Source organism: Kineosporia mesophila (assembly GCF_021129235.1).
GTDB lineage: Bacteria > Actinomycetota > Actinomycetes > Actinomycetales > Kineosporiaceae > Kineosporia > Kineosporia mesophila.
Genome location: NZ_JAJOMA010000010.1, coordinates 166,951 through 179,005, shown reverse-complemented (window position 1 = coordinate 179,005; position 12,055 = coordinate 166,951). Strand labels below are relative to the sequence as shown.

The 12,055-nt window shown below is 70.8% G+C and carries 12 protein-coding genes; 8 read left to right on the top strand and 4 right to left on the bottom strand.

The genetic code is table 11. The features are described 5' to 3' along the window. Positions 1 to 11: 11 nt before the first annotated feature. The 4 genes from LR393_RS16195 to LR393_RS16180 form a co-directional block, all read right to left on the bottom strand. Positions 12 to 380, bottom strand: coding sequence for a hypothetical protein (locus tag LR393_RS16195; RefSeq protein WP_231484756.1), 369 nt, complete (start codon positions 378 to 380; stop codon positions 12 to 14). A 7-nt stretch (positions 381 to 387) separates the two neighbouring features. Further along, positions 388 to 1,584, bottom strand: a complete 1,197-nt coding sequence (locus LR393_RS16190) for an ArsA family ATPase (protein WP_231484755.1) — start codon at positions 1,582 to 1,584, stop codon at positions 388 to 390. 3 nt (positions 1,585 to 1,587) lie between these two features. Beyond that, on the bottom strand, positions 1,588 to 2,031 hold the full coding sequence (locus LR393_RS16185) for an SRPBCC family protein (RefSeq protein ID WP_231484754.1): 444 nt from the start codon (positions 2,029 to 2,031) through the stop codon (positions 1,588 to 1,590). Positions 2,032 to 2,140: 109 nt separating this feature from the next. Beyond that, a complete protein-coding gene (locus LR393_RS16180) occupies positions 2,141 to 2,677 on the bottom strand; it encodes a hypothetical protein (RefSeq protein WP_231484753.1) in 537 nt (178 codons plus the stop codon). 98 nt (positions 2,678 to 2,775) lie between these two features. Here LR393_RS16180 and LR393_RS16175 point away from each other — a divergent pair, with 98 nt between their 5' ends. The 8 genes from LR393_RS16175 (at position 2,776) to LR393_RS16140 (ending at position 12,051) form a co-directional block, all read left to right on the top strand. Further along, complete coding sequence (locus LR393_RS16175; protein WP_231484752.1) at positions 2,776 to 4,560, top strand: AMP-dependent synthetase/ligase; 1,785 nt, start codon at positions 2,776 to 2,778, stop codon at positions 4,558 to 4,560. A 198-nt stretch (positions 4,561 to 4,758) separates the two neighbouring features. Beyond that, on the top strand, positions 4,759 to 5,229 hold the full coding sequence (locus tag LR393_RS16170; protein ID WP_231484751.1) for a TadE/TadG family type IV pilus assembly protein: 471 nt from the start codon (positions 4,759 to 4,761) through the stop codon (positions 5,227 to 5,229). 5 nt (positions 5,230 to 5,234) lie between these two features. Beyond that, complete coding sequence (locus tag LR393_RS16165; RefSeq protein ID WP_231484750.1) at positions 5,235 to 6,839, top strand: Tad domain-containing protein; 1,605 nt, start codon at positions 5,235 to 5,237, stop codon at positions 6,837 to 6,839. 95 nt (positions 6,840 to 6,934) lie between these two features. Beyond that, positions 6,935 to 7,624, top strand: coding sequence for an SAF domain-containing protein (locus LR393_RS16160; RefSeq protein WP_231484749.1), 690 nt, complete (start codon positions 6,935 to 6,937; stop codon positions 7,622 to 7,624). Then, positions 7,624 to 8,787: an AAA family ATPase gene (locus LR393_RS16155; protein WP_231484748.1), complete on the top strand. Its 1,164-nt coding sequence runs from the start codon at positions 7,624 to 7,626 to the stop codon at positions 8,785 to 8,787. The genes LR393_RS16160 and LR393_RS16155 overlap by 1 nt, the downstream gene beginning before the upstream one ends. Next, entirely contained in the window at positions 8,784 to 10,133 is a 1,350-nt protein-coding gene (locus tag LR393_RS16150; protein WP_231484747.1) for a CpaF family protein, read from the top strand. Before LR393_RS16155 ends, LR393_RS16150 begins: the two co-directional genes overlap by 4 nt. Further along, positions 10,133 to 11,122: a type II secretion system F family protein gene (locus tag LR393_RS16145; protein ID WP_231484840.1), complete on the top strand. Its 990-nt coding sequence runs from the start codon at positions 10,133 to 10,135 to the stop codon at positions 11,120 to 11,122. Before LR393_RS16150 ends, LR393_RS16145 begins: the two co-directional genes overlap by 1 nt. Beyond that, complete coding sequence (locus LR393_RS16140) at positions 11,119 to 12,051, top strand: type II secretion system F family protein (protein ID WP_231484746.1); 933 nt, start codon at positions 11,119 to 11,121, stop codon at positions 12,049 to 12,051. The genes LR393_RS16145 and LR393_RS16140 overlap by 4 nt, the downstream gene beginning before the upstream one ends. Positions 12,052 to 12,055: the final 4 nt, after the last annotated feature.

Below are 12,055 nucleotides of genomic sequence, written 5' to 3'. Positions count from 1 at the left end.
AGTGCCGGCGCTCAGTCAGAGACGTCGATCCGAACGGTAGTGGGCGGCTCCGGTCGGTGGGTGGGCAAGGTCCCCCGAACACCCTCCTGCCGGTCGTCCGTCGGTCCGGTTTCTCCCGGAACGCCCGCCGAACTCTCTTCCGGGGCGGCCTCGCGCAGGACCTGCGCCAGTCCGGCCGTCAGCGTCGAGACCCGGTCGAGCAGGCCGGGCCCGTGATCGCGGACCAGGGTCGCACCGAGGCAGACCGGGCAGGTGGTGCCCTCGCCGTCGTCGGAGGCCAGGGCGTCCTGGAGCGCGGTGATGGCCTGGCCGGCGTCGTGCGCCCATCCGGCGGGCAGACCGGCGGTGAGGGGGCCGGGATCGAGGTGACGATGACTCACAGCCGGATCACATCCATCGGGAGGGAAACTCGGCCGGATCGGGCACGAACGCGACCGCCAGCGTCCCCTCCCGCAGCGTGGCGTTCTCGACCCGGCAGCGGCGCAGCACCCCCGGAAGTGGCAGCACCTGCCGGTAGCCGTCGACGGTGACGACCAGGTCGTCGCCCCGGCGTCCCAGGTCGAGCGTCTCGCGGCGGGCCAGCGGCATCTCCAGGCGCAGGCTGAAACCGGTGTCGGTGCGCTCCACCCGAGGAGCCGCCGGCCCGGTCGGGGCCGGCGCCGGCCGGTCGCCGTAGAGCTCCAGCCCCAGGCGGGCCAGCTGCCCCGGCCCCTGGGGCTCGGCGGGCGCGTACGCCAGCCGCAGCACCGGTACCGGGTCGAACGCCGAGGCGATGCCGGCCAGCACGGCCTCCTGCGAGCGCCTCCAGCTGTCCAGCCAGTCGGTCGGCTGGCCCGTCGCCCGGCCAATGGTGGACGCGGGTGGGCCCGTCGGGAAGATCCGGTTCACCACGACGGCGTCGACGGTGAACCCGGACATCGTCAGGGCGGTGTACAGGCGCCGCGTCTGGGCCAGGGCGCTCGCCTCGGGGGTCAGGACCAGCCGCACCGAGGTGCTCCCGTCCACGAGCATCGAGCGCAGGCCGGCCAGTTCCCCGGTGAGCCGCTCGACGGCGTCCACCAGGGGATCGCCCTCCATCCCGCGGGCGCTGAGCCGGTCGAGACGCCGTTCCATCGGCAGCAGCCGGGCCAGCAGCCGGCCCAGCCGGCCGGGCGTCGCGAGCAGGCGGAAGGCCGCGGCGGAGGGAGCGCAGTCGACGACGACCAGGTCCCAGGGGCCGTCCCGGGTCTCCTCGCGCACGGCCAGCAGAGTGAGCAGGTCGTCCAGGCCGGGCAGGTCGGTGAGGTCCTCGGCGGCGAGCGGGTCGACGCCCAGGTCGTCCAGGGCGTCCAGGGCCGGGCGCCGGGCCGGTTCCCAGAGCCGCTGCGCCACCCGGTGCGGATCCACCTGCGACGCGAACAGCCCGGCCGCCACCTCGGACGGCTGCGGCCGTAGGGGCAGACCCAGCTGATCGGCCAGTGCGTGTGCCGGATCTGCGGACATCACCAGGGTTTTCACCCCCTGGGAGGCCGCGTGGGCAGCAGTCGCGGCGGCCGTCGTGGTCTTCCCCACCCCACCTTTACCGGTGAACACCACGAGGCGCACCGGTCAGGACTCCACGTGCTTCTTGAGCTCCTGGAGGGCCGTGTCGATGATCGTCTTCTCGGCCTTGCGGCGCAGCATGCCCAGCATCGGGATCCGCAGGTCGATGGCCAGGCAGTAGGTGACCTGGGTGCCGGCCGGGGTCGGCGTGAGCCGGTAGCTGCCGTCCATGGCCTTCATCACGCCGGACTGGTCGAGTTTCCAGGACAGTTCGCCGGTGCCGTCGTCCTCGACGTCCCAGGTGTAGTCGAGGGAGTAGGTGTCGCGCACCGCGCCCGCGTCGAGGATGAACCGCACCTTGGCGGCCCGGCCGTCGGGCAGCCGGTCGAGCACCTCGACCTCCTTCACGGCGCCGGTCCATTCGGGATAGCGCTCGAAGTCGGCGATGACACCGAGGACATCCCCCGGCTGTGAGTCGATGACGACGCTCGACTCGGTCTGGTCGGCCATGTGGGCCCTTCTCTGGCTCTGACTGCTGATCGGGAGGGGTGGTTCTGAACGTTACCGCCCAACTCACACCAGCACCGCCGCGCACGGTCGCACCTGTGTCAGAGCTGTTTCAGACCAGCAACCCCAGCACCGTCAGCCCGGCCATCAGGAGCACGAGCAGCAGCAGACCGCCGCCGAACGCGATCGCGTATTTTCCTCCCGGCAACTGCCCGAGCGCCAGGTGGGCCTTCATCACGGCCACGGCGGGACGGTTCGCCGACTCGTCCCGGGCCAGCCCGGCCACCAGTTCCGCGGGTTCCTCACCGGGTCCGGGATCGCGCACGTGCCGTCCCTTACGCCGTTCCGAGGGCCACACGACCTCACCCGCCGCCGGCGGGACCTCCCCGGGAGCCGCCCCCTCGGGACCGCCTCGAACCTCGTCCTCAATCACCGCGGCCACCGCCGTCGGGGTCAGGCACAGCGAGCACCACTCGACCCCCGGCGTGAGCCGGGCACCGCACTGACGGCAGCGCAGCGGGCCGCCGGTCGTCTGCGGTGGAGGTGGGGAGGCGGTCACGGCGACTACCTCGGCGGCCGGGGCCAGGAGCTTGAGCCGGGAGGTGATCCGGGGGACGCGATACCGGGTGGCACGAACTTCGGCCGGCATACCGTTCGCGGACCTTCGTCACGGTTTGCGCCGTGCGGTCGCCGAGAAACCCCGACCAGGACTCGGAATAAACCGGACGCGCAGCATAGGCTCGGCGTGTGCGAGAGATCATCGTCCCCCGGCAGTTCCACCTCGACGACGAGGAGAACCTCTGCGACGTCGTGGTGGGCAACGCCGAACAACGGCCCACCCACGTGGCGTTCCGTCGTCACGTCGCCGGCGCCTGGCAGGACGTGACGTCCGCCGAGTTCCTCGGTGAGGTCCTCGCCTCGGCCAAGGGCCTGGTCTCCCTGGGGGTGCAGCCCGGCGACCGCGTCGCCCTGATGGCCCGGACCCGTTACGAGTGGACGCTGCTCGACGTGGCCATCTGGTTCGCGGGCGCCGTCAGCGTACCGGTGTACGAGACCTCGTCGCCCGAGCAGGTGCGCTGGATCCTGTCCGACTCCGGCGCGGTCGCGATCGTGGTGGAGACCGCTGCGCACCGCGAGACCGTGGGGCAGCTGCGGGACGGTCTCAGCTCCCTGCGCGAGGTGCTGACCATCGACGACGGTGCGGTCACAACCCTCGCCGAGCTGGGCGCGGACGTGCCCGACGACGTGATCCACGCGCGCCGCCACCACGCGCGCCTGGACACGGTGCTGACGCTCATCTACACCTCCGGCACCACCGGCCGCCCCAAGGGCTGTGAGCTCACGCACAGCAACTTCGTGGCCGGCGGCCGCTCGGCCCTGGAGGCCTTCGGCGACCTGGTCGACCACCGGGCCAGCACTCTGCTGTTCCTGCCGCTGGCTCACGTCTTCGCCCGCTACATCCAGGCGCTGTGCCTGGTCACCGGCGCCACCATGGGCCACACGCCGACCACCTCGAACCTGCTCTCCGACCTGGACGGTTTCAAGCCGACCTTCTTGCTGGCCGTGCCCCGGGTGTTCGAGAAGATCTACAACGGCGCCGAGGCCCGGGCGATGGGGTCGGGCCGGGGCAGGATCTTCGCCCGCGCGGCCCGGGTCGCGATCAGCTACAGCCAGGCCCTCGACGCCTCCGGCCCCGGTCTGGGCCTGAAGCTGCAGCACACGGTCTTCGACCGGCTGGTCTACGCGAAGCTGCGCGCGGCCACCGGTGGCACGCTGCGGGCCTCGGTCTCCGGCGGGGCCCCGCTGGGGAAAGACCTCAGCCACTTCTTCCGCGGTATCGGCATGCCGGTGCTCGAGGGCTGGGGCCTGACCGAGACCACCGCGCCGGTCAGCTGCAACACCCCGGCCGAGAACCGGATCGGCACCGTCGGGCGTCCTCTGCCGGGCATGGGCGTCCGCATCGGTGACGACGGCGAGATCGAGGCCTTCGGCGTCGGCGTGATGCACGGCTACGCGAACAACCCGCAGGCCACGTCGGACGCGCTGCACGACGGCTGGTTCGGCACCGGCGACCTGGGCGCTCTCGACGCCGACGGCTTCCTGTCCATCACCGGCCGGAAGAAGGAGATGATCGTGACCGCCAACGGCAAGAACGTCATCCCCACCGTGCTGGAAGACGCGATGCGCAGCAACCCGCTGATCTCGCAGTGCATCGTCGTCGGTGACCAGAAACCGTTCATCGGTGCCCTCATCACCCTCGACGAGGAGATGCTGCCGACCTGGCTGACGAACCGCGGCAAGCCCGCGCTCGACGTCGCCGCGGCCACCAAGGACCCGGACGTGCTGGCCGAGCTCCAGAGTGCCGTGGACAAGGCCAACGGCCTGGTCAGCCGGGCCGAGTCGGTGCGCAAGTTCCGGGTGCTCACCGTCGACCTGACCGAGGAGTCGGGGCACCTCACGCCCAAGCAGAGCCTGCGGCGCGCCGTGATCCTCAAGGACTTCTCGGCCGACCTGGACGCGCTCTACTCCTGATCCGCCCACGAGCGGGTCGGCCAAAAAATACGGGAAAACCCCTCTTCGTTCAGAAAAATTGAGTCCCATTCCCCCACAAAATTGACACAAGCCCCACTGATCTCGTCAGCCCTGCCCTAAGTGCTCCGGAGATGGTGCAGACTGTCCGACACCGGATGACTGCGCAAAGTGAGCACGGATCGGGCAGGGAGGGTCGTGGTGCGCCTCGCAGAACCCAAGAACGCCGTGACCACGGCCGACCAGGGCGCCGTCGCCGTCGAGTTCGCCCTGGTGCTGCCGCTTCTCCTGTTGTTCCTGTTCGGCGTGATCCAGTACGGCTACGGGCTCTTCCAGCTCCAGTCGTTCGGCGCCGCGCTCGACGAGACCAGCCGCAACGCGTCGACCGGTATCACCGACTGCGCCGCCCTCGACCGGCTCCTCACCCGGGAGGTCAGCGAGAACGGGCTCAGCCCGGCCGATGTCAGCAGCGTGCAGCTGGAATGGCTGCGCGACGACAGCACGGTCACCACGGTTCCCGAGCGGATCCTCGGCCAGGTACGGGTCACAGCCACCTACAGGCCGTTCGACATCGGCATCCCCCTCATCCCCTTCCCCAGCACGATCACGCGCAGCTCCACCGCGACCGTGCAGAGCGTGCTGAGCGCCGACCTCACCGGCTGCGGAAGCTGATGGCCGTGCCGATTCTCCACGTGTCCCGGCCCGAATCGGGGGTGATCGCGATCGTGGTCACGCTGGCCGTCTCGACGTTCCTGCTCGGCATCGCGGCCCTGGCGGTCGACCTGGGCCAGGCCCATCTGCGGCAGAACGATTTACAGTCGCTGGCCGACCGCCTGGCACTCGCGGGGGCCAAGGGGCTGCCGGTGATCAACGAGCCGGAGGGGGCGATCGATCAGCTCACCACCACACTGTCCGCCGTCTGCGCCTCCGGCGAGGAGACCGGTGACCTGTGCCCGGCGGGCGGGATCACGGCGGCCCAGTGGACCGACGGCGACCCCACCAACGGCGAGCTCACCTTCTTCGCCGACCCCGACGCGGACGGCGCGGTCACGGCCTCGGACGTGGTGAGCGACCTGTCCACCCCGAGTCAGGCCCTGCGCGTCCTGCTGCCGCCCGCCACCGTGCAGTTCGGCCTGGCCGGGGTGCTCGGGTTCGACTCGGCGAAGATCCAGCGTTCGGCCACGGCCCGGGTCGGCACACCGCTCGGATCGGGGCTGCTGCCCTTCGCCCTCACGCCGGACGACGTGGCCCGGGGGACCTTCTGCATCGCCGGGGAACCGGCCCTCACCGAGGAATCCGGAAGCCTCTCCGCGTCCACAGGCACCTCGTCCCCCGTTCGCCTCACCCTGCGCACCCGCTTCCCCGACGGTGTTCCCGCCACCGGGGCCGACGCGTCCGTCACCCTGACCTCCAGCTCCTGGTCACGACTGCGGGGTGTGAGTTTTGAAGGGAGGACGCCCGGGGGCACCGAACGCTCGATGGTCGCGGTGCGCACGGGGTGGCGGACGTACCGGATCACCGTCCCACCGGGTGAGCCCGGGTCCACGGTGGAGATCCGGGCCCACGGACGCCGGGGACGCTCGTCCACCATTTTCACCACCGCCCCCCTCACCCTCACCTACACCGGCAGCCCACCCGCGACCGACCCGATCACCTGCGACAGCCCGCTCCCGATCCTCAACGTCGGCGATCTCGAGCGGAGCATCCGCTCCGGCCCCACGCCGCCGGTACTCGACAGCCTCCTGAACCTCACTTCCACACCGGAGATCTCGGACGCACTGACGAAGGGACTGCTCCAGAGCGAGGGCAACCGTCCGGGTCGTCTCATCGGCGACACCGGCCACGGCACCCTGACCACGAACGGGTACCCGAACGTGGACGCCACCGACCTGTTCAGGAGCGCCCACCTGATCGATCAGCGCTACGGGAGCGTGTCGTCCCTCAAGTCTCTTCTGCAACGCGGCAGCACGGCGAGCCCCACCGAACGGGGCTGGATCACCGCGGCCGCGGTGCGTAGCCACCGCCTGGCCGTACTTCCGGTGATGGACGACGAAAACTTAGAAAAAATAACGTCTTTCCGGTATATCTGGATCGACGGCGACTCCCCCGGCCGGGGACTTCTCTGGGAACAGGGGTATCTCACAGGACTGGAGGGGTACGTGATCGATCCCGGATACCTCCCGGCCGTGGTGTCCGGCTCGGGCTCGGTGGGCCCTTACCTGGGTTCCGGCATGCCCAAAGAAGCTCTCCTGACCAGTGATTTGGACAGCCGGCCGGGGTGAGCGCCACCATCGCACCGCTACAGCACAGCACTTCCACGGATCCGGGATGCGACAGACTGCCATCCCGACGAACAGAAACGACGGGACGGGCAGGGATGGGACGACGCACACTTCTCCTGATCACGTCGGTCCTGCTGGCCGCGGTCGGCACCGCCCTGGTCGCGGTCTACGTGCGGCAGGCGGACGAGCGCGCGGCCGGCGACGAGGCCACCGCGCTCTACCTGGTCGCGGCCCGGAAGATCGCGCAGGGCACCACGATCGCCGCCGGTGACCTGACCACGCGGGAGATGCGCGTGCGCGACGAGCCGACCACGAGCGTCACCGACCCGGACGCGGCGACCGGGCGGGCCGCCCTGACCGACATCCTCGAGGGCACCACGCTCGACACCCGCGATCTCGGGCGCCCCGGCGCCCAGGCCGAAGCCGCCATCCACCAGGGCGAACTCGGCGTCGACGTGTTGCTGCAAGATCCCAACCGGGCGGTCAGCCTGCTCGGGATCGGGTCGATGGTGCGCATCTACTACCTGGACGCCGACGGGCAGGCCCAGCAACTGGTCCGGCAGGCCCGGGTGATCTCGATCGGCGGCACGCTGCGGGAATCGGGGGCCGCCGGGCCGGACGGGACCAACCGCGTCGGCTCCGGCACCGTGCCCTCCTCGGTCGTCGGGCTGTCGGTGAGCCCGAAGGTGGCGCAGGCCGTCATCGGGGCCGTGGGGCGCCAGCAGCTGCTGTACTTCGCCGTCATCCCCAGCCGCGACGTGACCTCCGACCAGAGGAACGACTGATGCGCGGCACGGCGGTCTTCTTCGACCCGCATCCCCCGGTCGGGGCCGCGCTGGCCGTCGACAGCGGCAGCGTCGGGCCGGTGTTCAGCGAGGTCGTGGACCTGCGCGACCACGTGGAGGTGATGTCCGACGACGACACCCTGGTACTCGGGCCCGATCTGGCCGACGACGAGGCGTTCGAGGTCGCGCACTTCACCCGGGCCCACCGGCCCGGGGTGGAGGTGATCCTGGTGCGGCACGAGATCACCACGCCGCTGCTGCAAGAGGCCCTGCGCGCGCGGATGTCCGCGGTGATCGACCACCGCGACAGTCTTCAGCTGCGCACCGAGCTGCGGCGCAGCCTGAACCGCTCCCCCGGGCCCGACCAGCCGCTCCCGGAGAAGGCGGGCACCCGGCGCGGCCGCGTGCTGACGGTGTTCGCGGCCAAGGGCGGCTCCGGGAAGACCGTGCTGGCGGTCAATCTCGCGGCCACGCTGGCCGACCGGGGCCATCGCCGGGTCTGTGTGGTCGACCTCGACCTGGCCTTCGGCGACGTCGCCATCGCGATGCAGCTGTTCCCCGCCCACACCATCGCCGACGCGGTGCCGCTGGGCGGCGACATCGACTCCTCGGCGGTCGCGGCGATCCTCACCCAGCACTCGGCCGGGCTCAGCGCGATCGTCGCGCCGACCGAACCGGGCACGGCGGAATCGATTTCGCCGAAACTCATCGCGCACCTGCTCGACGTGCTGCGCGACGAGTTCGACTACGTCGTGGTCGACACCCCACCCGCGTTCGACGATCAGGTGCTGGCGGCCCTCGACGTCTCCGACCTGATCACCCTGATCGTCACTCCCGACGTACCGGCCCTGAAGACGCTGAAGATCACTGTGGAGACCCTGATCGAGCTGGGGTATCCCCGCGACCGGCTGCGGCTGGTGCTGAACCGCTCCGACTCCCGGGTGGGCATCAGTCACGCCGAGGTGGAGAAGACCGCGGTGATGCCCCTGGCCGGGCAGATCCCCAGCTCACGCGACGTGCCGGCCTCGGTGAACCGGGGCGTGCCGATCGTGCAGGACGACCCTCGGCACCCCGTCAGCCAGGCGATCGCCCAGTTCGCGCAGGACGAGGTGATCGGGGTCGGGGCACAGCGGCGGCCCCGACGGCGACGGTTCCTGCGATGAGCCTGGCCGACCGTCTGGCCCAGGCCCGGCTGGAGCGCACCGACCTGACGCCCGCCGGGCGCACGTCCCGGCCGCAGGCACCGCGTCCGCGCCGCCGGGCCGACCCGTTCGCCGACCTGCGCCGCACCGTGCACGTCACGCTGCTGGAGAGCCTGGGCCCGAAGCTCTACGACTCCCGGCTGAGCCAGCCCGAGCTGGAGCAGCGGGTGCGGACCACCCTGCAGGAGGTGTTGCAGGCCGGGCAGATCCCGCTGACGGTGACCGACCGCGCCCGCATCGCGCAGGAGATCGCCGACGACATCCTGGGTTACGGCCCGGTCGAGCCCTACCTGCGCGACCCGGAGATCACCGAGATCATGGTCAACGGGCCGGACCAGATCTACATCGAGCGCCGGGGCCAGATTTTCCCGGTGGACGGCCGTTTCGCCGACGAGGCGCACCTGCGGCGCACCATCGACAAGATCGTCGGGCGGGTCGGGCGGCGGGTCGACGAGGCGAGCCCGATGGTGGACGCGCGGTTGCAGGACGGCAGCCGGGTCAACGCGATCATCCCGCCGCTGGCGGTGGACGGGTCGCTGCTGACGATCCGGAAGTTCGCGGCCGACCCGTTCGAGGTGGACGACCTGATCCAGTTCGGCACACTGACGCGGGAGGTCGCCGGGGTGCTCGCGACGTGTGTGCGTGGCCGGCTGAACATCCTGGTCAGCGGCGGTACCGGGGCGGGCAAGACGACCACGCTGAACGTGCTCTCGGGCTTCATCCCGCCGACCGAGCGAGTGGTCACGATCGAGGACGCCGCCGAGCTCCAGCTGCACCAGGACCACGTGCTGCGCCTGGAGTCACGGCCGCCGAACATCGAGGGCAAGGGCGAGATCTCGATCCGCCAGCTGGTGCGTAACGCGCTGCGGATGCGGCCCGACCGGATCATCGTCGGCGAGATCCGCGACGCCGCCGCGCTGGACATGCTCCAGGCGATGAATGTGGGCCACGACGGCTCGATCTGCACGGTGCACGCCAACACCCCGCGCGACGTGCTGTCCCGGGTCGAGACGATGGTGCTGATGGCCGGGATGGACCTGCCGGTCAAGGCGATCCGCGAGCAGGTGTCGAGCGCGATCGACCTGATCGTGCAGCAGGCCCGCTTCCCCGACGGCACCCGCCGCATCACCGGGGTGGCCGAGGTGAGGGGTCTGGAGAACGACCTGATCATCCTGCAGGACCTGTTCCGCTACGACTACGCCGGGGGCGGGCTGCGCTGGACCGGTGTGTTCCCGGCCTTCCGGGAGAAGCTGTCCCGCGCGGGTGTCCACCTCGATCTGGATGCCTTCGAGGGGGACGCCCCGTGATGCTCATCGGTCTGCTGCTGCTCTTCGCCGCCCTCGCCCTCCTGATCTTCCTGACCGTCGGTGCCCTGACCGGCGCCGGACGGCAGGAGACGGAGGTGCTGCGGCGGATCTCGGTCTACTCGGCGGCCTCCCGCCGCCCGGGACCGGCGCCCGCCCTCGACGCCGGCTCGTCCGGTCTGGGCGACGGCCCGCTGACCCGTTCGGCGGTCGGGCTGATGGACCGCGTGGCCCGCACCGGCCGGGTCGACCGCGCGCTGGACGCCCGGCTGGAGTCGGCCGGGCTGCCCCTGCGCACCGGCGAGTGGATGCTGCTGCACGTCAGCGCCGCGGTCGGCACCGCGCTGCTGCTCGCCGTGATCGCCCGGGGCCGCCCGGCCGCCGCCGTGGCCGGCCTGTTCCTCGGCCTGGTCGTGCCGTGGGGGGTGCTGCTGGCGGCGAAGGCCCGGCGCGAGGCCCGGTTCCTGGCCCAGCTGCCCGACACGCTGCAACTGCTGGCCGGCGGCCTGGCCGTGGGCTACTCGCTCCCGCAGGCCATCGACTCGGTGGTGCGTGAGTCGCACGCCCCGATCCGTGGCGAGTTCAGCCGGGCCCTGATCGAGACCCGGCTGGGGATGCCGGCCGAGGACGCGCTGGACGGGATCGCCACCCGTACGAACAGCCGGGACTTCTCCTGGGTGGTCATGGCCATCCGGATCCAGCGCGAGGTCGGCGGCAACCTGGCCGAACTGCTCGGCTCGGTCGCGGAGACCCTGCGCGAACGCGAGCGCCTGCGCCGTCAGGTGGCGGCGCTGTCGGCCGAGGGCAAGCTCTCGGGGATCATCCTGGCCGCGCTGCCGGTGGTGTTCGCCCTCTACCTGATGGTGGCCCGGCCGGAGTACATCGATCCGCTGTTCAGCACCCCGCTGGGCCTCGCGCTGCTCGGGTTCGGGGTGTTCTCGCTGGCCGTCGGCGGGTTCTGGATGTCCAAGGTGATCCGGGTGGACGTATGACCCTGCTGCTCGCCGGTCTGGTCGTGCTGCTGGCCGGTCTGGCCGGGATCTTCGCCGTGCTGCTGCTGACGGGTGAGCAGCGCCACGCCGCCCGCACCCGCCGGGCCCTGCTGGAGAAGTTCCGGGCGGTGCCGGTGCCGTTGCGCCGGACCGAGCTCCAGGTGCCCTTCACCGAGCGGGTCGTCGCGCCGCTCGTCCGGCGGTTCTCCGGGGCCGGGCGGAAGCTGACCACCGACGGCCGGATCGAGCGGATCCGGGTTCGCCTGGACCTGGCCGGTAACCCCCCGGGGTGGGACGTCGACCGGGTGTTAGGACTGAAGGCCCTGGGCCTGGTGACCGGCGCATTACTGGGCCTGGCCCTCCCTCCCCTGTTCGGAGCAGGGCTCCGTGGGATGCTGCTCACATTCAGCGGGCTCTCAGCTCTCGGCTGGTTCGCTCCCTCGTTGTGGATCTATCAGGTCGGGTACGACCGCACGGAGCTCGTCCGGCGCGAGCTGCCGGACGCGATCGACCTGCTCACGATCTCCGTCGAAGCAGGTCTGGCCTTTGATGCCGCGCTCGCGCAGGTCGCCCGCAGCAGTGACGGGCCGCTGGCGAAAGAGCTCTTCCGCGTGCTCCAGGAGATGCAGCTGGGCACCGGAAGGCTCGACGCCTTGAGGGCCCTGGCCGATCGCACGGACGTCGAGGAGCTGCGGATCTTCGTCGCCGCTATGGTTCAGGCCGATACGTTGGGGATCCCCGTCGCCGGAGTACTGCGAGTGCAGTCGAAGGAGATGAGGGTCAAGAGAAGCCAGCGGGCAGAGGAGAAGGCACAGCAGGTGCCGGTCAAAATTCTCTTCCCCCTGATTTTCTGCATCCTGCCGGCCTTGTTTATCGTGGTCATGGGCCCGGCCGGGATCAAGATCTTCGAACAGTTCCGAGGTATGTGAGGGC

Bases quoted from the DNA above. Each gene is read 5' to 3' on its own strand.
- LR393_RS16180 (WP_231484753.1), bottom strand. From the start codon at position 2,677: ATGCCGGCCGAAGTTCGTGCCACCCGGTATCGCGTCCCCCGGATCACC.
- LR393_RS16155 (WP_231484748.1), top strand. From the start codon at position 7,624: ATGCGCGGCACGGCGGTCTTCTTCGACCCGCATCCCCCGGTCGGGGCC.
- LR393_RS16160 (WP_231484749.1), top strand. From the start codon at position 6,935: ATGGGACGACGCACACTTCTCCTGATCACGTCGGTCCTGCTGGCCGCG.
- LR393_RS16145 (WP_231484840.1), top strand. From the start codon at position 10,133: ATGCTCATCGGTCTGCTGCTGCTCTTCGCCGCCCTCGCCCTCCTGATC.
- LR393_RS16140 (WP_231484746.1), top strand. From the start codon at position 11,119: ATGACCCTGCTGCTCGCCGGTCTGGTCGTGCTGCTGGCCGGTCTGGCC.
- LR393_RS16185 (WP_231484754.1), bottom strand. From the start codon at position 2,031: ATGGCCGACCAGACCGAGTCGAGCGTCGTCATCGACTCACAGCCGGGG.
- LR393_RS16150 (WP_231484747.1), top strand. From the start codon at position 8,784: ATGAGCCTGGCCGACCGTCTGGCCCAGGCCCGGCTGGAGCGCACCGAC.